This is a genomic window from Gordonia sp. DT219 (genome assembly GCF_049847065.1).
Classification (GTDB): Bacteria; Actinomycetota; Actinomycetes; order Mycobacteriales; family Mycobacteriaceae; genus Gordonia.
This window is the reverse complement of record NZ_JBNCNR010000022.1, coordinates 14,042-39,594: the sequence shown is the minus strand read 5'-3', so window position 1 is coordinate 39,594 and position 25,553 is coordinate 14,042. Positions and strand designations below refer to the sequence as shown.

Annotated in this window: 28 protein-coding genes and 1 riboswitch; of the genes, 15 read left to right on the top strand and 13 right to left on the bottom strand. The window is 67.1% G+C overall.

From position 1 onward, the window contains the following. Positions 1–107 precede the first annotated feature (107 nt). Genes ACPXB3_RS18755 through mnhG form a run of 6 tightly spaced genes read left to right on the top strand, consistent with a single transcriptional unit; the run spans position 108 to position 6,665 of the window. Positions 108–3,020, top strand: coding sequence for a Na+/H+ antiporter subunit A (locus ACPXB3_RS18755; RefSeq protein ID WP_425728999.1), 2,913 nt, complete (start codon positions 108–110; stop codon positions 3,018–3,020). Further along, positions 3,017–3,679, top strand: a complete 663-nt coding sequence (locus ACPXB3_RS18750) for a Na(+)/H(+) antiporter subunit C (protein WP_425728997.1) — start codon at positions 3,017–3,019, stop codon at positions 3,677–3,679. Before ACPXB3_RS18755 ends, ACPXB3_RS18750 begins: the two co-directional genes overlap by 4 nt. Next, a complete protein-coding gene (locus ACPXB3_RS18745) occupies positions 3,676–5,283 on the top strand; it encodes a Na+/H+ antiporter subunit D (protein ID WP_425704275.1) in 1,608 nt (535 codons plus the stop codon). Before ACPXB3_RS18750 ends, ACPXB3_RS18745 begins: the two co-directional genes overlap by 4 nt. Next, positions 5,280–6,011, top strand: coding sequence for a Na+/H+ antiporter subunit E (locus ACPXB3_RS18740; protein ID WP_425704276.1), 732 nt, complete (start codon positions 5,280–5,282; stop codon positions 6,009–6,011). Before ACPXB3_RS18745 ends, ACPXB3_RS18740 begins: the two co-directional genes overlap by 4 nt. 46 nt (positions 6,012–6,057) lie before the next feature. After that, positions 6,058–6,321, top strand: coding sequence for a monovalent cation/H+ antiporter complex subunit F (locus ACPXB3_RS18735; protein WP_425704277.1), 264 nt, complete (start codon positions 6,058–6,060; stop codon positions 6,319–6,321). Further along, a complete protein-coding gene (mnhG, locus tag ACPXB3_RS18730) occupies positions 6,318–6,665 on the top strand; it encodes a monovalent cation/H(+) antiporter subunit G (RefSeq protein WP_425704278.1) in 348 nt (115 codons plus the stop codon). Before ACPXB3_RS18735 ends, mnhG begins: the two co-directional genes overlap by 4 nt. A gap of 25 nt (positions 6,666–6,690) precedes the next feature. Here mnhG and ACPXB3_RS18725 read toward each other — a convergent pair whose 3' ends face one another. The 4 genes from ACPXB3_RS18725 to ACPXB3_RS18710 form a co-directional block, all read right to left on the bottom strand. After that, positions 6,691–7,821: a glutamate--cysteine ligase gene (locus ACPXB3_RS18725; RefSeq protein ID WP_425704279.1), complete on the bottom strand. Its 1,131-nt coding sequence runs from the start codon at positions 7,819–7,821 to the stop codon at positions 6,691–6,693. A 62-nt stretch (positions 7,822–7,883) separates the two neighbouring features. Continuing rightward, the gene (locus tag ACPXB3_RS18720) at positions 7,884–8,567 is read right to left on the bottom strand and encodes a superoxide dismutase family protein (protein WP_425704280.1); all 684 of its coding nucleotides are present in this window, start codon (positions 8,565–8,567) and stop codon (positions 7,884–7,886) included. Between the two features lie 199 nt (positions 8,568–8,766). After that, positions 8,767–9,261, bottom strand: a complete 495-nt coding sequence (locus ACPXB3_RS18715) for a LytR C-terminal domain-containing protein (protein ID WP_425728995.1) — start codon at positions 9,259–9,261, stop codon at positions 8,767–8,769. A gap of 91 nt (positions 9,262–9,352) precedes the next feature. Then, positions 9,353–9,715 (bottom strand): DUF3263 domain-containing protein, encoded by a 363-nt coding sequence (locus ACPXB3_RS18710; protein ID WP_425704282.1) that lies wholly within the window; start codon positions 9,713–9,715, stop codon positions 9,353–9,355. Positions 9,716–9,949: 234 nt separating this feature from the next. Here ACPXB3_RS18710 and ACPXB3_RS18705 point away from each other — a divergent pair, with 234 nt between their 5' ends. The 4 genes from ACPXB3_RS18705 to ACPXB3_RS18690 all read left to right on the top strand — a co-directional run bounded on the left by ACPXB3_RS18705 (position 9,950) and on the right by ACPXB3_RS18690 (position 12,518). Then, positions 9,950–10,555 carry a peptide deformylase gene (locus ACPXB3_RS18705; protein WP_425728993.1) on the top strand — a complete coding sequence of 202 codons (606 nt, stop codon included), beginning with the start codon at positions 9,950–9,952 and terminating at the stop codon, positions 10,553–10,555. Between the two features lie 12 nt (positions 10,556–10,567). Beyond that, positions 10,568–11,581, top strand: a complete 1,014-nt coding sequence (locus tag ACPXB3_RS18700; protein WP_425704284.1) for an N-acetylglutamate synthase, CG3035 family — start codon at positions 10,568–10,570, stop codon at positions 11,579–11,581. 83 nt (positions 11,582–11,664) lie between these two features. Further along, positions 11,665–12,021, top strand: coding sequence for a ribonuclease domain-containing protein (locus ACPXB3_RS18695; protein ID WP_425704441.1), 357 nt, complete (start codon positions 11,665–11,667; stop codon positions 12,019–12,021). Then, positions 12,018–12,518 carry a barstar family protein gene (locus tag ACPXB3_RS18690; protein WP_425704285.1) on the top strand — a complete coding sequence of 167 codons (501 nt, stop codon included), beginning with the start codon at positions 12,018–12,020 and terminating at the stop codon, positions 12,516–12,518. The genes ACPXB3_RS18695 and ACPXB3_RS18690 overlap by 4 nt, the downstream gene beginning before the upstream one ends. A 37-nt stretch (positions 12,519–12,555) precedes the next feature. On the opposite strand, the gene ACPXB3_RS18685 is transcribed toward ACPXB3_RS18690, so the two are convergent. Genes ACPXB3_RS18685 through ACPXB3_RS18670 form a run of 4 tightly spaced genes read right to left on the bottom strand, consistent with a single transcriptional unit; the run spans position 12,556 to position 15,468 of the window. After that, positions 12,556–13,515, bottom strand: coding sequence for an ABC transporter substrate-binding protein (locus ACPXB3_RS18685; protein ID WP_425704442.1), 960 nt, complete (start codon positions 13,513–13,515; stop codon positions 12,556–12,558). Positions 13,516–13,538: 23 nt separating this feature from the next. Continuing rightward, entirely contained in the window at positions 13,539–14,324 is a 786-nt protein-coding gene (locus ACPXB3_RS18680; RefSeq protein WP_425704286.1) for a hypothetical protein, read from the bottom strand. Continuing rightward, entirely contained in the window at positions 14,321–15,073 is a 753-nt protein-coding gene (locus ACPXB3_RS18675) for a siderophore-interacting protein (protein ID WP_425704287.1), read from the bottom strand. Before ACPXB3_RS18675 ends, ACPXB3_RS18680 begins: the two co-directional genes overlap by 4 nt. Positions 15,074–15,120: 47 nt before the next feature. Then, positions 15,121–15,468 (bottom strand): GNAT family N-acetyltransferase, encoded by a 348-nt coding sequence (locus ACPXB3_RS18670; RefSeq protein ID WP_425704288.1) that lies wholly within the window; start codon positions 15,466–15,468, stop codon positions 15,121–15,123. Positions 15,469–15,749: 281 nt separating this feature from the next. Then, a riboswitch (TPP riboswitch) is annotated at positions 15,750–15,863 on the top strand. Here ACPXB3_RS18670 and thiC point away from each other — a divergent pair. The 3 genes from thiC (at position 15,854) to ACPXB3_RS18655 (ending at position 19,281) form a co-directional block, all read left to right on the top strand. After that, positions 15,854–17,560: a phosphomethylpyrimidine synthase ThiC gene (thiC, locus tag ACPXB3_RS18665; protein ID WP_425704289.1), complete on the top strand. Its 1,707-nt coding sequence runs from the start codon at positions 15,854–15,856 to the stop codon at positions 17,558–17,560. It overlaps the preceding riboswitch by 10 nt. Next, the gene (thiD, locus tag ACPXB3_RS18660) at positions 17,557–18,474 is read left to right on the top strand and encodes a bifunctional hydroxymethylpyrimidine kinase/phosphomethylpyrimidine kinase (protein ID WP_425728991.1); all 918 of its coding nucleotides are present in this window, start codon (positions 17,557–17,559) and stop codon (positions 18,472–18,474) included. The genes thiC and thiD overlap by 4 nt, the downstream gene beginning before the upstream one ends. A 9-nt stretch (positions 18,475–18,483) precedes the next feature. Further along, positions 18,484–19,281 (top strand): HAD-IIA family hydrolase, encoded by a 798-nt coding sequence (locus tag ACPXB3_RS18655; RefSeq protein WP_425704291.1) that lies wholly within the window; start codon positions 18,484–18,486, stop codon positions 19,279–19,281. Positions 19,282–19,388: 107 nt separating this feature from the next. On the opposite strand, the gene ACPXB3_RS18650 is transcribed toward ACPXB3_RS18655, so the two are convergent. The 4 genes from ACPXB3_RS18650 to ACPXB3_RS18635 form a co-directional block, all read right to left on the bottom strand. After that, positions 19,389–19,772, bottom strand: a complete 384-nt coding sequence (locus ACPXB3_RS18650) for an SHOCT domain-containing protein (RefSeq protein ID WP_425704292.1) — start codon at positions 19,770–19,772, stop codon at positions 19,389–19,391. 108 nt (positions 19,773–19,880) lie between these two features. Further along, positions 19,881–20,849: an L-histidine N(alpha)-methyltransferase gene (egtD, locus tag ACPXB3_RS18645; RefSeq protein WP_425704293.1), complete on the bottom strand. Its 969-nt coding sequence runs from the start codon at positions 20,847–20,849 to the stop codon at positions 19,881–19,883. Beyond that, positions 20,846–22,138, bottom strand: a complete 1,293-nt coding sequence (gene egtB / locus ACPXB3_RS18640) for an ergothioneine biosynthesis protein EgtB (RefSeq protein WP_425704294.1) — start codon at positions 22,136–22,138, stop codon at positions 20,846–20,848. Before egtB ends, egtD begins: the two co-directional genes overlap by 4 nt. Before the next feature lie 114 nt (positions 22,139–22,252). Further along, positions 22,253–22,759 (bottom strand): DUF5709 domain-containing protein, encoded by a 507-nt coding sequence (locus ACPXB3_RS18635; protein WP_425704295.1) that lies wholly within the window; start codon positions 22,757–22,759, stop codon positions 22,253–22,255. 134 nt (positions 22,760–22,893) lie between these two features. Between ACPXB3_RS18635 and ACPXB3_RS18630 the strand changes: the two genes are divergently transcribed. After that, entirely contained in the window at positions 22,894–23,463 is a 570-nt protein-coding gene (locus tag ACPXB3_RS18630; RefSeq protein WP_425704296.1) for a hypothetical protein, read from the top strand. 37 nt (positions 23,464–23,500) lie between these two features. Here ACPXB3_RS18630 and ACPXB3_RS18625 read toward each other — a convergent pair whose 3' ends face one another. Next, the gene (locus ACPXB3_RS18625; protein WP_425704297.1) at positions 23,501–23,920 is read right to left on the bottom strand and encodes a DoxX family protein; all 420 of its coding nucleotides are present in this window, start codon (positions 23,918–23,920) and stop codon (positions 23,501–23,503) included. Between the two features lie 263 nt (positions 23,921–24,183). On the opposite strand from ACPXB3_RS18625, the gene ACPXB3_RS18620 reads away from it, so the two are divergent. Beyond that, the gene (locus ACPXB3_RS18620; RefSeq protein WP_425728989.1) at positions 24,184–25,539 is read left to right on the top strand and encodes a M1 family metallopeptidase; all 1,356 of its coding nucleotides are present in this window, start codon (positions 24,184–24,186) and stop codon (positions 25,537–25,539) included. Positions 25,540–25,553 lie beyond the last annotated feature (14 nt).

The following is a 25,553-nucleotide window of genomic DNA, read 5'->3' as shown; positions in this document are numbered from 1 at the left end:
CGCCGGTCGCGTCCGGTGACACACCGTAGGCGATGCCGTTCGGGCCGACCGTTCGTCCGACTCCCGCGACCACCCCGCCCGACCGACCAGAGACGGAGTGCGCCCCCTTGCTCACTGTGCTGATCGCCCTGGCACTGTGCGCGCTCGTGGCGCCCGCAATCATCAGGTGGGTCGGCACCACTGGCTTCTACATCCTGGCGCTCGCACCACTCGGAGGCCTGATCTGGGTACTGACCCACTGGCCCGACTCCCAGCGCGCCCCACCCACCGAGACGCTGGAGTGGGTGCCGTCGCTGCACATGAACATCGTGATGCGGATGGACACCCTCTCGGCGATCCTGTCGGTGCTGATCCTCGGCGTCGGCACGCTGGTCCTCTGCTACTGCGCCCACTACTTCGACGACGCGCGTCCGCGTGTCGCGATCTTCGGCGGCGAGATGATCGCCTTCGCCGCAGCCATGTTCGGCCTGGTGACCAGCGACAACATGCTGGTCCTCTACATCTTCTGGGAACTGACGACCGTGCTGTCGTTCATGCTCGTCGGCTACTACCGAATCCGTGCGACCTCGCGCCGGTCGGCGACGCAGGCATTGCTGGTCACCACCTTCGGCGGGCTGGCGATGCTGGTCGGCATCATCATGCTCGGCGAACGTACCGGCAGCTATCTGCTCAGCGATCTGCTCGCACATCCGCCGGCGGCGGGGATCTACGTCGACGTCGCCGTCGTCGCGCTACTCGTCGGCGCCCTGAGCAAGTCGGCCATCGTGCCGTTCCATTTCTGGCTGCCCGGCGCCATGGCCGCCCCCACCCCGGTCAGCGCATACCTGCACGCCGCGGCGATGGTCAAGGCGGGCATCTACCTCATCGCACGCCTCGCGCCGGCGTTCGCCGGCCTGGCGAGCTGGCAGGTCATGGTCATCGGTCTGGGGTCGTTCACCATGCTGCTCGGCGGCTGGCGCTCGCTACGCGAACTCGACCTGAAACTCGTCCTGGCCTTCGGCACCGTGTCGCAACTGGGCTTCATGTCGGTGCTCATCGGCATGGGCGACGCCAACGTGGCGATGGCCGGACTGACGATGCTCGTCGCACATGCGCTGTTCAAGGCGTCGCTGTTCATGGTCGTCGGCATCATCGACCACACCACCGGTACCCGCGACATCCGCAAACTCGCCCGCCTCGGTCACCGGGCCCCGGTACTCGCCGCGATCGCGGCGGTGGCCGGCGCGAGCATGGCGGGTCTGCCGTTCACGCTGGGCTTCGTCGGCAAGGAGACCGCATTCGGGACCGTCTGGGACACCGGATCGCTGCCGCCGTGGCAGGCCGAGACCGTCGACATCGTGCTGCTCGTCGGCTCGGTGATCACCTTCGCCTACACCTGCCGGTTCCTGTGGGGGGCATTCGGCCGCAAGGTCCGCACCCTGCCGACCCGGCCGGTCGCCAAGATGCACCCACCGGCCCCGATGTTCCTGGTCCCGCCCCTGCTGCTCGCTGCGCTCGGCGTCGTCGCCGGGCTGTGGAGCGGTTGGCTGGGACACTGGTTCGAGCCCTACGCGCGCACCCTGCCGGACTACGGCCACGAACTCGAGCACCTCGCGATGTGGCATGGCTTCGGACTGCCCGTCGTGTTCTCGATCGTCGTCATCGTCGGTGGGGCGCTGCTGTTCGTGGTCCTGCGCCGGCTGCGCGACCTGGTTTTCGGGTCCCGTCCGCTGGTCAACGCCGACCACATCTACGACGCCACCCTGCGCGGCGCCGACACCCTGTCGCTGATGCTGACCCGCAGCACCCAGCGCGGGTCGCTGCCGATCACGCAGGGCGTCATCTTGTCGACGGTGATCATCCTGCCCACCGTGGTGCTGTTCCTGGGGAACCGGAACACGTTGGAGCCCAAGGGTTTCGACTCGGTCACCCAGTTGGTCATCGGGGTGATCATGGCGGCGGCAGCGGTGGCCACCATCGTCCTGCGCAACCGGCTGGCCGCCACCCTGGTCGTCGGCGTGACCGGCTACGGCTGCGGCATGCTGTTCGCCCTGTACGGCGCGCCCGACCTCGCACTCACCCAATTCCTGGTGGAGACGCTGACCCTGGTCATCTTCGTGCTGGTGCTGCGCAAGCTGCCCGCCGAGCCCGAACCCCGCCATGCGACCGGTTTCAAACCGCTGCGCGCGGCGATCGGTGTCGCACTGGGGGTCTCGATCGTGCTGATCGGCATGTTCGCCGCGGCGGCACGCTCCGAGCAACCCATCAGCGTCGACATCCCCGCGGTCGCCTACAAGTTCGGGCACGGCGCGAACGCGGTGAACGTCCTGCTCGTCGACACCCGCGCCTGGGACACCCTCGGTGAGGTGTCGGTGCTCATCGTCGCCGCCACCGGCGTCGCATCGATGGTGTTCCGCAACCGCCGCTTCGGTGCGGCGCCGCGCATCGCCGACGCCACGCGCCACTTCGGCATCGCCACCGACGATGACGACGACCCGATCCCGCCGGATCGCACCACCTGGCTCCGCGGCAGCGAATTCCGTGATCCCCGGCACCGGTCGATGGTGCTCGAGGCCACCACCCGGCTGGTCTTTCCGACGATGGTGGTGGTGTCGGTGTACTTCTTCTACGCCGGGCACAACTCGCCCGGCGGCGGTTTCGCCGGCGGCCTGATGATGGGGCTGGCCCTGGTGTTGCGTTACCTCGCCGGCGGCCGCTACGAACTCGGTGAGGCGCTGCCCGTCGAACCGGGAACCTTCCTCGGCGCCGGACTGCTGATCTCCGCGTCCACCGCGGTCACCTCGATGTTCCTCGGCGCCCCCTCGTTGTCCTCGGCCGTCTTCGAGATCACCGTCCCGGTCCTGGGCCACATCAAACTGGTCACCGCACTGTTCTTCGATCTCGGTATCTATCTCATCGTGATCGGGCTGGTACTCGACGTGCTGCGCAGCCTCGGCGCCCGCCTCGACGTCGAGGGTGGTGGTGCGTCGCCCCGTCGGCTGCGCACCCGCAAAGCCCGCCAGGACGGGGCGCGCAAATGAGCGTGAACCTCGGCCTGCTCGTCGTCATCGCGATCCTGATCGCCTGCGGTGCCTATCTGCTGATGGAGCGCAGCCTGGTGCGGATGCTGCTGGGCCTGCTGCTGGCGGGTAACGGCATCAATCTGCTGATCCTGACGCTCTCCGGCGGTATGGGCAACCCGCCGATCATGGGCCGTTCGTCGGCGGCGCGCGGCCACGACGCCGACCCGCTGGCGCAGGCGATGGTGCTGACCGCGATCGTCATCACGATGGGAGTGGGTGCCTTCATCCTCGCGATGGTGTACCGGCTGTTCGTACTCAACCGCGACGACGACGACGTCGAGGACGACACCGAAGACATCAAGGTGGCCACCGGATCGCGGTGGACCGCACCGGACCGGGACCGCAGCGACGACCCGCTGACCGGCGCCGACACCAGCGCCGGCGACTTATTCGACGACGAGGGCAACCCGCTGACCGAGGAGCAATACATCGCAGCGCACCGCGAGAAGATCGAGACCGACCTCATGCCCGCGGACTCCGACGTCATCGACGAACTGGGCGGCGACGAAACCGGGGTCGACGTCGTCGACGTGATCGACACCGGCACGGCGTACGACGATGACGGCGAAGGCGACGACGACGGCGATGACGGCAACGGCCCGGGGGGCCGCCCATGATCCCGCAGGCCTCCTGGCTGCCCGTGCTGATCACGCTGCCGACCCTGACACCGATGCTGGCCGCAGCGCTCACCCTGTTGCGGGGACGTGGTGCGATCTTCCAGCGGGTGGTGACGGTGTCGGCACTCATCGTCGCGCTCACCGCGTCGTGCATGATGCTCTACCTCACCAACGTCCACGGCACGTATTCGCTGGCCATCGGCGGCTGGGACGACAAGGGACATCCCAACGGGCCCTTCGGGATCACGCTGGTCGTCGACCAGCTTGCCGCCCTGATGCTCGTGGTCTCGACGCTGGTGCTGTTATGCGTGGTCGTCTACGCGATCGGCCAGGGTATCCGCGACGGCACGTCCGATCAGCCGGTGTCGATCTTCCTGCCGACCTATCTGATCCTCTGCGCCGGCGTGTGCAATTCGTTCCTCGCCGGCGACCTGTTCAACCTGTTCGTCTCCTTCGAGGTGCTGCTCGCGGCGAGTTTCGTGCTGCTCACCGTCGGCGCGACCGGCGACCGGGTACGCGCCGGCGCGTCGTACGTGATGGTCTCGATGGTGTCGTCGCTGATCTTCCTCGTGGGGATCGCCTTCGCCTATGCCATCACCGGCACCCTCAATCTGGCCGAGATGGCGTTGCGCCTCGACCACGTCCCCGACGGCACCCGCAACGCGTTGTACGCCGTGCTGCTCGTCGCCTTCGGCATCAAGGCCGCGGTCTTCCCCTTGTCGACGTGGCTACCCGACTCCTACCCCACCGCCCCGGCCCCGGTCACCGCGGTGTTCGCCGGATTGCTGACCAAGGTCGGCGTGTACGCGATCATGCGCACGCACACGCTGCTGTTCCCGGGCGGATCGATGGATTCGGTCCTGCTGGTCGCGGGCCTGCTGACGATGCTGGTCGGCATCTTCGGTGCGATCGCCCAGTCCGACATCAAACGTCTGCTGTCGTTCACCCTGGTCAGCCACATCGGCTACATGGTGTTCGGGATCGCGTTGTCGTCGAAGATCGGGATGAGTGCGGCGATCTACTACGTCGCCCACCACATCCTCGTGCAGACCACGCTGTTCCTGGTCGTCGGACTCATCGAACGCCAGGCGGGCTCGGCGTCGCTGCGGCGCCTCGGCGGCCTCATCGCGAGTCCGGTGCTGGCCGCACTCTTCCTCATCCCGGCACTCAATCTCGGTGGCATCCCACCGTTCTCGGGCTTCCTCGGCAAGGTCGCACTGATCGAGGCGGGCACCGCGAACGGGTCGGTCCTGGCGTGGGTGCTGACCGTCGGCTCGGTGGTGACGAGCCTGCTCACGCTCTACGTCGTCGCCCGCATCTGGACCAAGGGTTTCTGGCGCCCACGGGCCGACGCCCCCGAGGGTGAGCTCTCCGACACCGTGCCGTCGGCGTTGATCGACGAGCGGGCCGACATCGCCTTCGACGACCGCGCCGACGTCGGCCGGATGCCCCTGACGATGGTGGTGCCGACCGCGCTCATGGTGGCCGTCGGTCTGGCCCTGACCGTGTGGGCGGGCCCGATCTTCGGGTTCACCGACCGTGCCGCCTCCGACATCATCGACCGCAACGTCTACATCGGAGCCGTACTCGGGAGTCACCGATGAGTGAGAAGCGACCCGACCGGATCGCCCCGGTCAAACCCGTCGGCAAGGGCCCGGCCAAGCGGCTGGTGATCAACATCGCCCGCTACTCGGTGCTGTTCTTCGCATGGACGACGGTGCGGGCCTGGGTGTGGCTGCACACCCGGCTGCGGCTACCGCGCAGGCTGGGCGGTGACGGTCGCGAGGCCGCCGTCCGGCTGTGGTCGATCGCCTGGCTCGCCTTCGTGTGGGTGCTGTTGTGGGGCAACGTGTCGTGGGCAAATATCATCGCCGGGTTGGTGCTCGCGATCGTCATCGGGCTGGTCCTGCCGCTGCCGCGCGTGCCGGTCGAAGGACGAATCCATCCGGTGACGGTGTTCCTGTTGATCTGCCGTCTGATCGTCGACTTCTTCGTCTCCAGCGCGCAGGTGGCCTGGGTGGCCGTCCGGCCCGGCCGACCACCGCTCGGTGCGGTGATGCGGGTACGGCTGCCGATCAAATCCGACATGGTGCTGACACTGGCCGTGGACTACCTGAATCTGGTGCCGGGCACGATGGTGCTCGAGATCGACCACCGCCGCCGCATGCTGTATGTGCACGTATTCGATGTCCGCTCGGACAAGAAGGTGCGTCACTTCTACCAGCAGGTGGCGTTCGTCGAGAAGATGTTCATCAAGGCCTTCGAGCGCGACAGCGAATGGCAGCCGAGCCCGTATCACGGCATCGACGACGACTACCACCGCGTGCGATGAGCCCAGCCACGGCCCCGCAAGCGATGACCCCGAAAGGAGGTCGGCGATGACCGTCGTCTGGTACTTCGTCGCCGCAGCCCTGCTCGTCTCCGCCATGTTGGTGATGGGACGAATCCTGTTGGGGCCCACCACTCTTGATCGATTGGTGGCGCTCGACGCGCTGATCGCGCTGTGCATGTGCGGGCTGGCGGCATGGGCCGCCTACAGCGGCGACACCACCGTCGTGCCGGGTATCGTCGCGCTGTCGCTGGTGAGCTTCGTCGGGTCGGTGGCCATCGCACGATTCCGGGTCCGGGACGATCAGGCATGATCACCGACATCGTCAGCGCCATCTTCCTCATCGTCGGTTCACTCATGGCCGTCACCGCGGCGATCGGGATCCTGCGTTTCCCCGACACCCTGTCCCGAATGCACTCGGCCACCAAACCCCAGACCCTGGGGCTGCTGATGATGCTCATCGGCGCGATGGTCGGCATCGGCGGTTCCGACAGCGTCACCAACGCCGACATCGGCATGCTGATCCTGGCCGGGTTGTTCGCGCTCATCACCGCACCGGTGGTCGCGCACCGCATCGGCCGCCTGGTCTATCAGGAGCAGCGCGCACAGGACGGCCTGATCGCGCGCGACCAGATGGAACAAGGCGACCGGGACTAGACCGGACCAGACGCGACCGGGCCCGCTACTCCAGTTCGCCGACCACCGACGCGACCACCGCGCGCAGGTCATGGGTCTGCGCGTACACGGCCCGCTGACGCTGATAGCTTGTGCCGCGCTCGATGATCCCGGCCACCCGGTCGAGTTCGTCGAGGCAGCCGAGGTCGGCGGCCACCGGTTCGAGCCTGCGCACGATGTCGGTGAGGTCGTCGGTCACCAGCCGCTCGTTGCACTCGGAGTCGAGGATGATGATGGCCTCGAGTCCGTATCGCGCGGCGCGCCACTTGTTCTCCTGCACCAGCCACGGCGCCATCTGCGGCAGCGTCTCGCCCGCCGAGAGCCGGCGGTCCAGGTCGACGACGAGGCAGTGGATCAGCGCCACGATCGCCGACAGTTCGTCGAGGTTGGTCATCCCGTCACACACCCGCACCTCGATGGTGCCCAGATGCGGTGACGGCCGGATGTCCCAGCGGATCTCGTTCAGTTGATCGATGATCCCGGTGGTCTTCTGGTCGGCGACGAATCCCTCGAACTCGCCCCAGGTCTCGAACTGGAACGGCAACCCGGCAGTCGGCAACTGCTGGAACATCATTGCGCGGTTGCTGGCGTATCCGGTGTCCTGGCCGGCCCACATCGGCGACGACGCCGACAGCGCCAGCAGATGCGGGTAGTAGTTCAGCAGCGACGACAGGATCGGCAGCACCTTGTCGCGATGGTCGATCCCGACGTGCACATGCAGTCCCCAGATCAGCATCTGCCGGCCCCACCACTGGGTGCGTTCGATCAACTCGGCGTAGCGATGGCCCTCGGTGAGCAGCTGTGTCGACCATTGGGCGAACGGATGGGTACCGGCGCCGTAGAGGTCGACGCCGAGTTCGTCGACGACGCCGCGCACCGCGTGCAGCGTCGACGACAGGTCGGCCATCGCGTCGGAGGTGGTGCGGCAGATGCCCGTCACCAACTCGACGGTGTTGCGCAACAACTCTTTGTGAACCTTGCCGACCAGCTCCGGATGCCGGCCACCGAATTCGGCGAACACTGCGGCCGCCGAATTCGACAGGTCGCCGGTGACCTTGTCGGTGAGCGCGAACTCCCACTCGACGCCCAGCGTCGGGGCGGGTGACCCCCGGAATTCGATCGGGGTGATGAGAGGCATGGCTTCACCGCCTCGGTGTCAGGTGGTGGTCGGGTCAGGAGGTGGTCGGGTCGGGTGGTGGTCTACTCCCCGGCCTTGATCACACCGCAGGCCAGCCGTCCGCCGCCGTCACCTGTCTTCATGGTCTCCTCGTCCGGGCCGGGCTGGCCGTTGGCCGAGTACCGGCTGGGGATGTTGGCGAAGTTGTCGGCGTTCTCGTGGATGATGATCGTCTTGTCCGACACCTGTGCGAGCTTCACCGCCGCCGTCGACGTCGTGGTGGTGCCGGAGCCGTCGGGCAGGATGTTGATCGAGATCAGGTCGCCACTCGACGGATGTCCGGTGTGCCCGTCGACCTGCAGGTGCGCACCGGCCGAGACGAACTTGTCGCCGGTGTTGCAGGCACTGCCGGCATGGATGTGCATGGCGTGGAAGCCGGCCGGGATGCCGCTGCCCGCCTTGACGGTGACGGTCACGCCCAGCGCCGACCCGCTCGGCTTGAACACGGCCTCACCGATCTGCTTGCCGTCGGTGCCGATCAGCGTGGCGGTGCCGTTCTCCGAACTGCTGGCCGGGATGTTGTCGGCGTCGACCAGTCCGCCCTGCGGCGCCTGATTGCCGGTCTGCACTGCGGGAGTGGTGCCCTTGTCGGTGGTGGTGGGCTCGTTGGGAGTACATGCGGCCAGCGCCAACCCGACGGCACCTGCCGACGCGAGCACCGCCAGCGCACGGAAGGTCTGAGAGCCTGATTTCGAATTGACGGTCATCTCGCTCCTCGAGTGATGGGTGATGGAACACAGTTCGGCCGGGCCGCTCGCTCCCGGCGCCGGGTGGCCCGTGGTCCGGTGTCAGCGCCGTGGGCCTGCGCACTGAAGTATGCGGGATCGATCCGGTGCGTACCGGCTCGGGGGTGCGCGCCGGCCGTCGCACCGTGACCCGCTGTCACCGTCGCACCGCGACCCGCTGTCACCGTCGCACCGCGACGACCGCGACACCGCCGGCGCACCGAATGAACGAACTCGCCATGTTCGCCCGGGAATCGACGGAATAGTCGTTGTCGAGGGCCTGTGCGATCTTCTGGGCCTGCGCCTTTTGTCCCGGAGTCGAGTACACGATGGTGTTCTCGGTGAAACCACCCTGGCTGTAATTGCTTTCGGAGGTGATCCCGGCCGTCGTGAAACCCTTGCTCTTCAACTGGTCGTCGACCACTGTGGCCAGGCCGTTGACGGTGCCCGCGTTGATCACGCATACCTTCGCGGAGTTCGTCGCCGACGATTGCGTCGGGGCGGGCGCAGCCGAGGTCGGTGCGCCCGACTGCGCGGCTCGTAGCTGCGCCTCGGGATTTTTGCCCGAGGTGGCCGCCGAGTGCCATCCCAGTCCCACGCACACGATGGCGACCGCAAAGAGCAGCATGGCGCCGGCCCGCAGTGGCAGGCGATTCGACTCGCGATCAGCATTCATCACCGACGACCTTAACGCACATCCGCAACGCACCTGCCCCGTGTCGCCGGCGGCCCGGGGCTCGCGGCGTCCACTGCGGAGGTGACTTGCCCTAGGTGATTTCGAATCCGAGCCGCCGCGCCGCGCGCGCCTTCTGACGGGATGCGCGGAGTCGGCGCAGTCGCTTCACCAGCATCGGATCGGCCGCCAGCGACTCGGGCCGGTCGACCAGGGCGTTGAGGATCTGGTAGTAGCGGGTCGCCGAGAGCCCGAACAGTTCTTTGATCGCCTCTTCCTTGGCCCCGGCGTACTTCCACCACTGCCGTTCGAAGGCCAGAATGTCGTGCTCGCGGCGCGACAACCCGTCCGGCCCGACCGCGTTCGGGTCGGTGGCCTGCGAATCGGCGGTGTCCGGGGCGGTATCGGATTCGCGACGTTGCTCCTGCTGTTTGCTACGCGCTGCTGCGCCGTCCATCTCGCTCCCTCGACGATCTCGCTGCGACCTCACACACCACCGGCTTCGGCGACCCCGGCACACGATCCGGTTGCGTTTGCCTCCGGAATCACAGCGGTGTGGTTCGTGAATATCTAACCACGCACAGCACCGGCGAACGCGGCGTGACTCGCGGGCGGGGCCCGAGTCTGTGTCTCCCCCGGCGAACCCATCTGCCTTCCGGCCCATGTGTCGCCGCACAGTAATCTGTCGGTCATGGCAATTCTCCCGATCTGCATTGTCGGTGAACCCGTGCTGCACCGCGTGACCGAGCTCGTCGAACTCGACGACAGCGGGCGGCCGCCGGAACAGATCGTGACGCTGCTCGACGACATGTACGAGACGATGGACGAGGCCAACGGCGTCGGCCTGGCCGCCAACCAGGTCGGCGTGGGCAAGCGACTGTTCGTCTACGACTGTCCCGACGGCGAAACGCGCCGGTCGCCGACCCGCCAACGCGGTGAGGTCATCAACCCCGTACTCGAGACCTCCGAGGTCCCCGAGACCATGCCCGACCCCGACGACGACGACGAGGGCTGCCTGTCGGTGCCGGGTGAGCAGTTCCCCACCGGTCGCGCCGACTGGGCGCGCGTGGTGGGTATCGATCGCACCGGCGCCGAGGTGGTGATCGAGGGCCACGGGTTCTTTGCCCGCATGCTCCAGCACGAGGTCGGTCACCTCGACGGCCATCTCTACGTCGACGTCCTCGTCGGCCGCAACGCGCGCGCGGCGAAGAAGACCATCAAACGCAACGGCTGGGGTGTGCCCGGGCTCACCTGGCTCCCCGGCGAACAAGCCGATCCGTTCGGCCACGACGACTGACCGGGCGTGTCGGTGACCGGACCCGGAAGCGACCTGGGCGCCTATCGCGGTGATCGGATCGTGGTGCGCTACCGGCTCGGTGACGCCGCGCCCGGGGATTGGCGCGACGCACCCAATCCGCGTTCGGCGACGCCGGGCGGTCCGACGCAATCGGATGTGACGGGACACCTGCTCGACGACGGCGATCCGGTGCGGGTCGAACGTGACGGGACGGTCGAATCCATCCCGCGCGCCGCGATCAGCTCGATCCGGTTGCTGTCGGCTGTTCCGGTCCGCAACAGCGAGATCCGCGCACTCGAATACGCCGCCGCGCTGGCCTGGCCCGGTATCGAGCACGAGTGGATCGACGGGTGGCTGGTGCGCGCCGGTGGTGGGATCTCCCGGCGGGCCAATTCGGCCATCGCCCTCGACCGCTCGCCCCGGACCGATGCGACGACCCTGAGCGCCATCGAATCCTGGTACCGCACACGGCATCTGCCACCGCTGATCGCGGCGCCGGAACGACTGTTGCCGAGTCGGCTCGCGGGCACCCCGGCCTCAGGTGAGAACCACGTGCTGACAAGGGAACTCGCCGCCCGGCGGTCGGTGCGCGCAGACGCCGACGTCGTTCTGGCGCCGGGACCCACCACCGAATGGGTGCGCGCCTATCTGGGTCCCGACGCCGATGTCGACGCCGGGTCGGCGGTGGTGTCCGCATCGGCCGGCACCGATTCCACGGTCACCTTCGCGACCGTCGAGTCGGCCGGGCGTCCCGTCGCGATCGGACGCGGCGCGCTCACCTCTGCACCGGATTCACCGACCCGCTGGCTGGGGATCACCGCAGTGTGGACCGACCCCGGGCGACGCCGGGAAAGGCTGGGCGACGCCGTCCTCGCGACCTTGCTGGCCTGGGGCGCCGAGGCGGGCGCGTCGCGCGCCTACCTGCAGGTCGCGGCCGACAACGGGGTCGCCGGAAACTGGTATCGCGCCCGGGGTTTCACACTGCACCACCGGTATCGCTACCTCTCCCGGGAGCGCCCGCGGTGACCGAACCCACGCAACGGCGCAAGCGGGCGGTCATCACCGTGGCCACCGTGGTGGTCATCGCACTTCTGGGCTTGCTCACCTGGATGCTCGAGGACTCCGGCGACGACGCCGGGTCGACGACCCCGAATGCCGCCCCCGCCACCACGCAGGTCCCGGCCCGGGTGACCCGGACCCTCGCCCTGATCGACACCGGAGCGTGGCCGGAATCGGCCCACGCACCCGGTACCCGCGGCGGCATCGAGTTCCGCAACGGTGAGGGACGGTTGCCGCGCACCGCTTCTCGCGGCCGGCGGATCAGTTATCGCGAGTGGGACGTCAACCCGAAGAAGCCCGGGCATTCGCGCGATGCCGAGCGCATCGTCACCGGCGATGACGGCTCCGCGTGGTACACCTTCGACCACTACCAGACCTTCGTCCGGATTCGAGGACCGAACACGTGATCCCACAACCCGTTTCGCTCACCGGATTCCTCGCCGACGCCGCCGGCCACGGTTCCGCGGTCGGCCTGGCCACCACCGCACACGACCCGACACTGCGCCTGCCCGCCGGTTTTCGCTCCGTCCGGATCGAGGGTCCGCGCCTGACGACCCGCGACGACCTCTTCTCGACCTTCGCGCAGGAGTGGGATTTCCCTGGTTATTTCGGCCACAATGCCGACGCCTTCGACGACTGCATGCGCGATCTCGATCGGCCCGCCGGCACGACGGGCCTCCTCACCGTCATCACCGACGCGCAGGACGTCCTGACATCCTCGGCGCGCGCCTTCACCTGGTTCGCCGAATCCATGGTGTTCTATCGCGACCACTATCGCGATGTCGCAGATCCGCCCGCGGCCTTCGCTCTCTTGTTGATCACCTCGCCCGCGGCCCGGCGCGCCACGGCGGCCCGCTGGGCCGATGCGGGCGTGGCGGTGGCCGCGGTGGATCTGCGCGCCTGAACGTGTCACCGTGGCGGCCCGCCGCCGAGCGCCCGCGTCACTGCCCGGCCGCCCGGGCCAGGGCCGGCCGGAGCTGGTCGAGGACGTAGACGGTGGCCTTGGGTGCCGGCTCGTTGAGTCCGGTGATCTGCATCTGGTTCAGCATCGCGACGGCACCGGTTTTCACCGACGCAAGGTTGCGGTAGCCCGGCAGGCTCTCGAGTCGGGTACGCAGATCGTCTGTCTGCGTGGCCATCACGAGTAGGTCGGAGTTTAGCCAGGGAATGTTCTCGGCGCTGATCTGCACGCGCGGTTGCCCACTGGTGCGGCTCTGCTGGATCAGCCGGGGCGCCATCGTCAGGCCGAGCGAGGCGAACAGTTTTCCCGCCCCGTCATTCGGATCACCGAGCACCGAGATCTGGTCGGAGCCATACATGTAGGCAAAGGAATAGGTCTTGCCCTTCAGTCCCGGATACTCGTTCGCGATGGCGCCGATCTTGCCGTCGACACCGGCGATGATCTCCTTGGCCTTATCCGGTTGATGCAGGATGGTGCCCATCAGCGTCACCATGTCCGGCCACGGGTCCACCTGTGCGCCGCTGATCTTGTCGATGGTCGGGGCAAGCTCGGTCAGCTTGTCGAAAACCCCACTCATCGAGGCGAATCCGGGTGCGACGATCAGATCGGGCTTCAGGGTGGCCACGGCGGCGACGATGTCGCCGTTCGGGTCGAGCGGCGTCGAGTCCGCGAGTTCGGTGCCGTACCACGGCGGAAGCTGATGGGCGGTCGTCTGGATCGCGTCGTAGTAGCCGACCGGCTTGCGCCCGAAGGACAACAGCACATCGGTCCACTGCCCGCCGAGGGTGACGATCCGCTGGGGTGTGTGCGGGATCGTCACCGATCTCCCGTCGGGCAGGTTGAGCTGCACCGAGCCGCCCGCATCGTCGTCCGCCGGCGCCGAACACCCGGCGACGACGGCCACGATCAGGGCCGCGAGGACGGCGGTCAGTATCCGGATTCTGCTCACTACCCCTCGCGTTCTCATACCGAGCACGGCACCATCGCGTAGGCGGCGATCACACAGACACTTTCGTTGGAGAGCTTCCATTTGTCGTCGAGCCATATCCATTTCATCGGCTTGTATCGAGAGCCGTTGCCCACCAACGACATCTGCAGTTGCGCTGTCTGCGTGGTGGCGTTGACGGCCACCGGACCGACGATCTGGTAACTGAAGCCGGCATCGGGATAGGCCGCCATCAGTCGCGCCACCGCGTCGACGGATGTCAGCGCCCGCTGCCCACCCTGCAATTCGGCTGCGCGCGCCGTCCGGGAGGCACCGGTGTTCATGGCCACCTTGACCTTGGTGGTCAATTGCGCAGCGGAGAGCGCCGCGGGCGCGGCGCTCTGCTGTGCGGGGGCCTGCGGCGCGGTGCTCTGCTGTACGGTGCTCTGCTGTACGGAGGCGGCGGTCGGCGCCACCGCACCGGCTGCGGGCGGGACTGCCTCCGTCGGAGCCGGCTCGGGCGTCTGGCCGGCCGGCGCCTGCGGTGTCGTCGGTCCGGGCGCTGCCGCAGCCGCGGCCGCCTGCGGGCTCGGTGCGCCGAGGTTCACGACGGTCGGCTGGGCCGCCGTGCTCTGCAGCCCCCCGCGATTGTCGGCGACGAGCAGTCCGACGACGCCGATCGTCACGATCAATGCCGAGGTGACCGCCGCGATGCCGGCCGAGGCCAGCACCGTCGGCCAGTTCAGGGACGAGCCGGCGGCCTCGCCCGACTGGTCGGCCGCCGCATCATTCCCGGCGGTGTCTTGTGTAGTCGGATAGCTCATTTCGAGTCGACCTGCCAGTACGCCTGGGCTTTGACACCCTTCTTCCCGAGTCCGTACTCCGTCCGGAACACCTGCGCCACGGCTCGAGTGGCCACCGAATCCAGTGCAACCCAGCCGAAGTGATCGGGTTGCGGGGCCGCCGCGGCGCGCACCGCGTCGACGATCGCAGTCCCGTCGGCGCCCCGCTCGATCCAGTGCACGGTGTCCTGTGGACGCACCCTGATCGGCAGCTCACGATCGTCGGCGTGCGAGTACTCGAACCAGATCGTCGCCGCCCCGGGAGCCAGCGTCTCGCTCAACGCGTCGAGCAGCGAGTTGATCGCCGGCAGCGATGCGGCGTCGCCGGCGATCAGCCAGCCTGCCGGCGCCGGATTCCGAATCGTGAACTTGGACCCCATGAACGTGGCGCCGATGGTGTCGCCGGGCCGGACGGCGAGCGCCCACCGCAGCGCGGCGCCCTCGTGGACGGCGAACTCGATGAAGAAGGTGTCGGTGCCGGCGTCCGGGTCGACGATCGTGTACCCCCGCTGGTGCGCACTGCCGTCCGACTCGAACCAGAGCCGCACCCACATCGTGGGATGGATCGGGTGGTCGGCGAGCAGGCCACCGCCACGCAACCCGATCCGCAGGTAGTGGTCGGTGATCGTATCGGTACTGGTGACGGTGAACTCGTAGTCATCGGCGCGCAGCAGCTTGAGAACTGCCCCCTGCCATCCGCGCGACGCTGCTTTCTGGCTTGTCTCGGCCATGCCGAACGGCCCCTCTCCTCAAAATGTGAGGACAGGATAACCTAATCTCAGATCGGAGCCAACGGCACGATCCCGGGATGCCCGTCGAGGAAGTCCTTGGTGAACGAACAGACCGGGCGCACCCGCGCGCCCTGGTCCCGGATGTAGGCGAGGGCTCCACGCGCAAGTCGCGTTCCGAGTCCGTGGCCGGTGTATTCGTCATAGAGCACCGTGTGCAACACCGTGATGGTCCGCTGACCATCGGCCTCCTCGACCGAATAGCCCAGGACGCCGACGAGGTCACCGGCCACCCAGAGCTCGAATCTCTCCCGGGACGGATTGTGGACGACCTGCGAGATCTGCTGCAGAATCGACTGCGCCGACTGCGGCGGGCGGTGCCGGTGTTTGCGATTCATTGGTCCTCACCCCTCATCACGTCGTGCTGAGACGACGAATTGCGTCGCTCGGCTCCCCCCGAACGACAGATCCTCTCTGTGATCCCGATCACACAATACCCTACGGTTACGTAGGCGCAAGTCTTTCGCGCGCAAATTGCCTGTGAACAAAGCCGACACACACCCCGGCAACAGCAACGTGCATCAGCAACCAACGCCGGGCAGCCGACATCCGGCAGCCGGGTCCGGGACCTTGCGGGTAGGGTGGCCACTGCGCACAGTCGTGACGCAACGCTCATACAACTTCACCACGCGGGGGCTCCCACGTTCCGGGGGCTGAGATGGCGACTGGCGGTCGCCGACCGCCCGAACCTGTCCGGATAATGCCGGCGTAGGGAGATCGACCATGAAAACACGTGTGCCCACCGATGCCGCAACCACCGAGAATGCAGCCACCGAGAGCACGGTCGGGAGCGACATCCTCACCACCGGCCCGATCGAGGGCAGCACCAAACATCATCTCGAGATCGGTGACCTGCGAATCGGGCAGCGCCGCATCCATCTGACCAACGGTGAACATCTCGACGTCTACGACACGTCGGGGCCCTACACCGACACCGATGCCGTCATCGACGTCGACAAGGGGCTGCCGCGCACCCGCGAGTCGTGGCAACGGCCGGCACCCGTCGATGGGGCAGCCACCCAATTGGCCTGGGCCCGTGCCGGTCTCGTCACACCGGAGATGCGTTACATTGCAGCCCGCGAAGACGTCGAGGTCGAGCTGGTGCGCACCGAGGTGGCCGCCGGCCGCGCGGTGATCCCGGTCAACCACCGGCACCCCGAGTCCGAGCCGATGATCATCGGCAAGGCCTTCGCGGTGAAGATCAATGCCAACATCGGCAATTCGGCGGTCAGCAGCTCCATCGCCGAGGAGGTCGAGAAGATGGTCTGGGCCACCCGCTGGGGCGCCGACACCATCATGGATCTCTCGACCGGGTCCGATATCCACCTGACCCGCGAATGGATCTTGCGCAATTCGCCGGTCCCGGTCGGGACCGTCCCCATCTACCAGGCGCTGGAGAAGGTCAAGGGCGATCCGACCGAACTCACCTGGGAGATCTACCGCGACACCGTCATCGAGCAGGCCGAGCAGGGTGTCGACTACATGACCGTGCACGCCGGGGTGCTGCTGCGCTACGTGCCACTGACCGCCCGCCGGGTCACCGGCATCGTCTCCCGTGGCGGCTCGATCATGGCGGCCTGGTGCCTGGCCCATCACGAGGAATCCTTCTTGTACACCCACTTCGACGAGCTGTGCGAGATCTTCGCCCGCTACGACATCACCTTCTCCCTCGGTGACGGATTGCGGCCGGGCTCGATCGCCGATGCCAACGACGAAGCCCAATTCGCCGAGTTGCGCACCTTGGGCGAACTCACCACAAAGGCGAAATCGCATGGGGTGCAAGTGATGATCGAGGGCCCCGGCCACGTGCCGATGCACAAGATCGCCGAGAACGTACGGCTGGAGGAGGAACTCTGCGAACAAGCACCCTTCTACACGCTCGGACCGCTGGCCACCGACATCGCACCCGCCTATGACCACATCACCTCGGCGATCGGGGCGGCGATGATCGCGCAGGCCGGCACCGCGATGTTGTGTTACGTCACCCCGAAAGAACACCTGGGACTGCCCGATCGCGACGACGTGAAGGTCGGCGTCATCACCTACAAGATCGCCGCGCATTCAGCAGACCTCGCGAAGGGACACCCGCGCGCCCAGGAACGTGATGACGCATTGTCCAAGGCGCGCTTCGAGTTCCGGTGGACCGACCAGTTCAATCTGGCCCTCGACCCCGACACCGCCCGCGAATATCACGACGAGACCCTGCCCGCCGAACCGGCCAAGACGGCGCACTTCTGCTCGATGTGCGGTCCCAAGTTCTGCTCCATGCGGATCTCGGCCGATGTGCGCACCTATGCCGAGGAGAACAATCTGGTCACCGCCGAGGACATCGATCGCAAGATCGCCGAGGAGATGGCCGCCAAGTCTGCCGAATTCGCCGACGCCGGCGGCCGCATCTACCTGCCGATCGATGCCGGGAACCCGGCATGACCGACTCGCCGGGCAGCGAGGCCGGCTCGGCGGATACCGGCGGTCCACCGCTGTTGCCCACGGCCGCACCGGGTTCGACGCCGGTCCGGGTGATGACGATCGCCGGCTCGGATTCCGGCGGCGGCGCGGGCATCCAGGCCGACCTGCGGACCTTTGCTCTGCTGGGTCTGCACGGCTGCGTCGCGGTGACGGCGGTGACGGTCCAGAACTCGTTGGGGGTGAGCGGTTTTCATGAGATCCCCCCCGAGGTCGTGGCCGCACAGATCTATTCGGTCGTCTCCGACATCGGGGTCGGTGCCGCCAAGACCGGCATGCTGGCGTCGGAGCCGATCATCGAAGCGGTCACGCACGCCTGCGTCGACGCCGGCATCGGCCGCGACGGCGCGGCACCCCTGATCCTCGACCCGGTGTGCGCGTCGATGCACGGCGATCAGCTGCTGGCCACCGAGGCGCTGGATGCGCTGCGCAACAAGCTGTTCCCACTGGCGACGATCGTCACGCCGAATCTCGACGAGGTTCGCCTGATCACCGGCATCGAGGTCGTCGACGAGTCCACCCAGCGCGACGCGGCGCGCGCACTGCACGGCCTCGGTCCGCAGTGGGCGCTGGTCAAGGGCGGGCATCTGCGCGGCAGTGCGCAGAGCCCGGACCTGTTGTTCGACGGCGCGTCATTCGCCGAGTTCACGCATCCCCGCGTGGACACCGGCCACGATCACGGCGCCGGGGACACCCTCGCCGCGGCCATCGCATCCGCGCTCGCCCACCGCTACTCGGTCCCCGACGCGGTCGCCTTCGCGAAGACGTGGGTGACGCGCGGCCTGCAGGCCGCCTATCCGCTCGGCGCCGGACACGGCCCGGTGAATCCGCTGTGGCGGGTTCACCGGACGGCGGACGACGGCGTCGCCGTCCGCTAGCGTGGGGCCATGAGCTGGAACTACCTCATGGACATGGATGGCGTTCTCACCCGCGAGGAGCATCTGATCCCCGGCGCCGACGCCCTCATCGACGAGTTGCGCGACAACGGCATTCCGTTCACCGTGCTCACCAACAACTCGATTCGCACGCCGCGCGACCTGCGTGCACGTCTGCTGCGGACCGGCCTCGACATCCCCGAGGACTCGATCTGGACCTCGGCACTGGCCACCGCACGCTTCCTCGACACCCAGCGTCCGGGAGGTTCGGCCTATGTGGTCGGCGAGTCCGGGCTGACGACGGCGCTCCACGAAGTCGGCTATGTCATCACCGACGCCGACCCGGACTACGTCGTACTCGGGGAGACCCGGACATATTCGTTCGAGGCGATCACGACCGCGATCCGATTGGTCGAACGCGGCGCCCGGTTCATCGCCACCAACCCCGATGCCACCGGCCCCTCCACGCAGGGTTCCCTGCCGGCCACCGGCGCGGTGGCCGCGTTGATCTCGCGCGCCACCAATCGCGACCCGTACTACGTCGGCAAACCCAACCCGCTGATGATGCGGTCGGCGCTGCGCAAGATGGGCGCACATTCCGAACACACGCTGATGATCGGTGACCGCATGGACACCGATGTGATCTCCGGGCTCGAAGCCGGACTGCAGACGATCCTGGTGCTCTCCGGAATCTCCACCATCGAAACGGTCGAACTGTTCCCCTATCGCCCCACCCATGTCATCGACTCGGTTGCCGACCTCGTCGGCCACACCGACAACCCGTTCGGGACCGAACCCGAGATCCTGTGACCTGACGGCAACGGGCGGGCCCTCGGTGTACGAGGGCCCGCCCGTGCCGGACGGTCAGCAGCCTGCCGGACAGTCAGCAGCGTGCCGGACAGTCAGTTGCCGTGGCCTCAGTGTGCGAGAGCCTTGGACTTGAGGTGCTCGAATTCTTCCGGGGTGATCGCGCCCGAGTCGAGCAGCGACTTCGCATCCGCAATCTGTTGTGCCGGCGAAGTACCCGCGACGGTCTTGATGTAGTCGTCGGAATCCTTCTTGTATTCGACCGCAGCTGCCTGCGCGCGCTGGGCCATCCCCTGACCCTTGAACAACAGGTACGCCAGCGCTGTCAGATACGGGATGATGATCAGGAAGATGACCCAGACGGCCTTCGACCACCCGGACGCCTTGCGGTCTCGGAACAGGTCGGCGATCACGTACCAGAGGACGATCAGGTACGCCACGAAGGCGAAGATGATGACCATCGACCACAGGAAGTTCCAGAATGAACCCCACATCGGGATGCTCCTTAAACGATGAGTTGTGCGTTGTCAGTTTTCTGACCGTGCACAGCATGCCACACATTACGGGCCGGGTACCGGGTCCCGCGTCGGCGAATCGATCGCTCAGCGTCGCGTCAGCGTCAGGGAGAAGTCGCCGAACGGATCGGTCCAACTGGTCACCGGCCGCAACCCGGCGTCGTCGAGCTCCGCACCCAGTACCGGCAGTTCGAACTTCGTACTGATCTCGGTCCGGATCTCCGCACCTGCGGCCAGCGTCCACTCACGTTGCAGCACACCGAAGTACGCGTCGACGTCGCGGCGCGCGCGCAACCACATCTCGATGCGGTGCCGGACCGGATTCCACCGGGCGAGGTGGTCGAAGTCGTCGACGTACAGGCCGGTCGCGTCGAGCCCGGTCCGCAACACCTCGATCATGTTGCGGTTGAAATCCGCGGTCACCCCGGCTTTGTCGTTGTACGCGGCGACGAGACGTCCGGTGTCCTTGATCAGATCCGCGCCGAGCAGCAAGAAGTCACCGGGGGCCAGTGCACCGGCCAGTACGGCGAAGAACCGCCGACGGTCGGCGTCGGTGAAGTTGCCGATGGTGCCGCCGAGGAAGACCGCGACCCGCGGACCATCGGAATCGGGCAGCGTCAGATCGGGATCGGTGAAATCGCCTGCTGCCGGTGCGACGCCGATGCCCGGATAGTCACGCGTGAGGATCGCCGACGATTCGGCGAGGATCTCGGCACTGACATCGAGCGGGACATAGGTGAATCGGCGACCGGCGGCAGCGAACGCGTCGAGGAGCAGTCGTGTCTTCGTCGAAGTGCCCGAACCGAATTCGATCATCATCGATGCACCGGTGCGCGCGACGACGTCGTCGGCGTGGGCACGCAGGATCGCGGTCTCGCGTCGGGTCGGATAGTACTCGGGCAGCCGGGTGATCTCGTCGAAGAGTCTGCTGCCGCGCTCGTCGTAGAGCCACTTCGTCGGCAGCACCGGCGGAGCACTCCACAGGCCGGCGAGGGCGTCGGCGGCGAGCCCGTGAGCTGCGCCCGAACGAGTCCCGGAGGGTGCGCCGACCGTCACCGCGCCAACCTCAGTCCGGCGAAGACCCAGCGCGAGGCGGCCGGGAAGAAGTTGCGATAGGTGAGCCGCTCGTGGCCGCGGGGGGTGACGGCCGACGCGCCGCGCAGCACATGCTGATCGGACATGAACTTTCCGTTGTATTCGCCGACCGCCCCGTTGGCCGGTACGAAACCGGGATAGGGCAGGTATGCACTCGCCGTCCATTCCCACACATCGCCGATCATCGCCGAGCCGACCGAACGTGGGTGACATCGGTCCGGATCTAGCAGCTCGCCACGATGGTCGTGAACCCCCGATGCTGCGGTCTCCCACTCGAATTCGGTGGGCAGGCGTGCCCCGGCCCACCGGGCGAACGCATCGGCCTCGTAGAACGAGACATGCACGACGGGTTCGGCGGGCACGAGGCGACGCCGTCCCGACAACGTGAACGTCGACCACTCGCCGTCCTCGCATCGCCAGTAACCCGGTGCGTCCCAGCCGGTCTCGCGGATCTGCGCCCATCCGTCGGAGAGCCACAGTTGCGGGCGCCGGTAGCCGTCGTCGGCCATGAATTCCAGCCAGTCGGAGTTGGTGACGGGCCGTTGCGCGATCTCGAAGTCCTCGAGAAACACTCGATGGCGGGGTCCCTCGTTGTCATAGGAGAAGCCGCCACCGAACTCGGTGCCCACCTCGACGACCCCGCCGGGCACCGACCGCCAGGTCATCGGGCCGGGCGTGGTCGGCGAGTCGAGATCCCGGTCGACGTAGACCGGCCCGGGCTGCAGCGGGATCGTCGAGAACAAGTGCTTGATGTCCATGAGCAGCAATTCCTGGTGTTGCTGTTCATGATTGCAGCCGAGCTCGACGAGGTCGAGGGCGTCTTCGTCGAGCGACCCGCGCGACAGTGCGTCGGCCATCGCCGCGTCGACGTAGTTGCGGTAGTGCGTGACGTCGTCGGCACCCGGCCGGGTCACCAGCCCACGGTCGGGCCGCGGATGTCGTTGCCCCACCGCCTCGTAGTAGCTGTTGAACAGGTACCGGTAGGTGTCGTCATAGACCACATACCCCCGATCGCGACGGAGAACGAATTCCTCGAAGAACCAGGTGACATGTGCCCGGTGCCATTTGGCCGGACTCGCCTCGGTCATCGACTGTGGCGTCTGGTCCTCGGCCGACAATCGCGACGCGAGCAGATCGGTGAGCTCGCGGACTTCTCGGAAGCGTTGCGCGAGTGTCTGATCGGTACCGGAGTCCTGATCAGTACTGCTGTCGTGATCGGTTCTGCGAGATATACGTTCGGTGATGCTCACTGGAGATCCTCCCGTGGCGTGCGGACGCGGGGAAACGTCGGACCCGCGCACTCCCATCGTTGGCGACGACGACCCGACTGTCAACGGCCCCCGCGGAACAAGCTGGCCCGACGGTCAGGACCGCCCCTCGTCCTCGTCGTCGACGACGTGGACGGCGGCCTCTTCTGCACCGGCACCGGCACCGGCGATCCCCCAGTCCGCGGCCACCGAATCGGCCTCGTCGTCGCGCACGTCGCCTTCGTCGGGAGCGACCAACCGGCCGGCCCGGCGGTCACCGACCTGATCGGTGTCCTCACCGAACTCCGGGTCGGCGTCGGACTCGTGTGAGCGCCAGTTGCGGTGCTCGTCGGCGGCGATGTCGTCGAGCGGATCGCTCGCGCCGACGTCCGGTCGTTCCTCGGAGAGTTTCTCGTCGAGGGTTTCGCCCTCGCGCATCTCCTGCGTCGTCAGACCGTGTTGCGCGCCCTTGGGTTCGTAGTCGGGCGGCGAGTAGCCCTCGTCGAGGACGTCGTCGACGCCACGATCGACGAGCGTGTCCTCCGAGGGCAGCTGATCGTCGGGGTCGAGGCTGTACTCGCCGTCCGAGCCTTCTGGGGTGGTGTCGTTCTCGTAGCCGCTCACCTTTTCAACGATGCCAGGCGAGCTCACTCGTGGCCACCGCAGTCGGAAACTTCGGCCGGGCGGCAAGGCTACGGACGCGTGACGCTTTTGTGAAATGGATCACGATCGGGCGCGCATTCGGTCACAATGTCGGGGTGATCGAGGAAATGCAGGACGAAGCCCGGTCCTTGCTCTTCGCGGGCGACTTCGAGCAGGCGCTGGCCGAGTTCTCGGTGCTGCGGGAGATCCGGTCGCGGCGCGAGGGACCGTATTCACCGATGTATCTGTCCAATCTCCACGACTCGGTGCGCTGCATGTCGGAGCTCGGCCTGTGGGCCGACGCCAGCGGCCTGTGCCGTGAATTGCACGGCAAGTATGTCCGCACACACGGACGTGGCGAGTCCGACACCGTCGACGTCGCCAAGCACTGGGCGTGGGCGCTCGTGCATCTCGACGACTACCCGCCGGCCGTCCGGCTCTACCTGCTGACCGCCGACGCGCTCTGGGACGTCGATCAGGACCAGGCCCGCCGACTACTCGGCGCGGCGCTGGCCCACCGGCACGGCCTCGATCCCGAATCCCTGGTCTCCCCCGGCGCGATCGACGGGGTGGGCCTGCGTCACCCCGACGGCGTACTGGCCCACCTCGGCGTGTTGCGATCTCATCTGCCCGACATCGACGGCGCCGCGTTCGACCGCACGACGATCGACGGGTTGGTGGCCTGAGCCGGCGCTCGGGAAAGCGCCGGCGCTCGGGAAATTCTCAGACCGCCGACGACCGTGTTCGGCGTGGCCGCGGCAGGTAGTGATCGGCGGCGTAGGCGCCGGCGTTGGCGAACCCGACCGCGAGCAGTCCCGCGATGAGCGCGAGCGGGAACTCGTAACCGTTGTCGGGATTCCAGAATCCGTGGTCCCAGTGCACGGTGGCGATGGCGCCGATCATGTCGATGATCAACAGGATCGAGACCAGGGGCAAGGCGAGCCCGAGGATGAGCAGAATGCCGCCCACGAACTCGACCCACGTCGCGTAGTACGCGGAGAACTCCGGCCACGGAGCGCCGACCGACGTGAAGAAGTCCTTGGTGGCGCCGATTCCGTTGGTGTGCAGCTTCTGCCAGCCGTGCATGATGAAGATGAATCCGAGGATCACCCGGGCGATCAGGAGCGCGATGCTTCGGAGCATGTTTCTTCCTTACTGTCGGTCTTGAAGTTTCGTTGTCGGGTGCAGCTTCGGTGTCGGTGGCAACGTCGGTGCCGGTGGCAACGTCGTGACGACGCCCAGAGCTGATGCCGGCGGCGATTTTTCGACCAGCGGTCCGCTCACCGTACGGGTATGCGTGTCGAGATGTCATGCCCCCGCATGATTCGGCGGGTACTGTGAGTGTCCGCAAGTTCGGCTCCCGAGGCGGGGCCCGACACGCGATCGTCACCAACAAGGAGATGTGAGTGCGCGGAAAGTCGGCCAGGACGTCGCGACAGCCCCTCCTCGGGGCGCCGGCCGATGAGCTGGACCCGTATCTCCCCGCCAACGGCAACCTCGGGTACCGCATCTCGCGGTACGACCTCGAGCTGGCATACCGGGTCACCGGCAATCGGCTCGAGGGCACCGCAACCCTCACCGCGACCTCCTACGTCGACCTGACGCGCTTCTCGCTCGATCTCGCCGGGACGCTGAGCGTCACGCGGGTCAGCGTCGACGGCAAACGGGTGCGTTACTCCCATCGCAACAAGAAGCTGACGATCGTCCCCGATACGCCCATCCCACCGGGCGGTGCGATGACGATCGTGGTGCGCTATCACGGCTCGCCCCGGCCGATCCGCGGTGCATGGGGTGAGGTCGGCTGGGAAGAACTCACCGAGGGTGCGTTGTGCGCCAATCAGCCCAACGGCGCGGCGTCGTGGTTCCCGTGCGACGACCATCCGGTCGCCAAGGCCACCTACCGAATCGCGATCACCACCGACAGCCCGTATTTCGCACTCGCCAACGGAGTCCTGGAATCCAAGCGCGTCCGCGCGGCGCAGACCACGTGGGTGTATCAGCAGATCGAGCCGATGGCGACGTATCTGGCGTCCATCCAGATCGGTCCGTACAAGAAGGTCTCGCTGGCCACCGGGCCGATCCCGGTCGACGCGGTGTTCCCGGCGCGCTTGTCGAGCAACCTCAAGGTGGATTTCGCCCGGCAGGTGGACATGATCGACGCCTTCGTCGAGATGTTCGGCCCGTATCCGTTTCCGCGGTACACCGTCGTCGTCACCGACGATGCGCTGGAAATACCCATTGAGGCGCAAAGCTTTTCGACATTCGGCGCCAATCATTGCGATGGCACGTCCCGATCCGAGCGACTCGTCGCCCACGAACTCGCGCATCAGTGGTTCGGCAACTCGGTGACGCTGCACCGGTGGCGCGACATCTGGCTGCACGAGGGATTCGCCTGCTACGCCGAATGGTTGTGGAGTCAGCGGTCCGGTGGGCGCAGCGCCGACGAGTGGGCCCGGCACTACTACGCGAAACTCGCGGCCACCCCGGTGCGCGTGACCCTCGCCGACCCGGGGCCACGAAAGATGTTCGACGACTGGGTCTACAAGCGTGGCGCGCTGACCCTGCACGCGCTGCGGTTGTCGATCGGTGACGGCAACTTCTTCGCTCTCCTGCACCGCTGGACCGACAAATACCGCTACGGGTCGGTGACCACCGAGGACTTCATCGCCCTCGCGGCCAACCATTCGCCTGCCCCACTGCAGGAACTGTGGCGGGACTGGCTGTTCACCCCGGAGTTGCCCCCGTACCCCGGCGCAGCCTGAGCCTCCCGGACCCG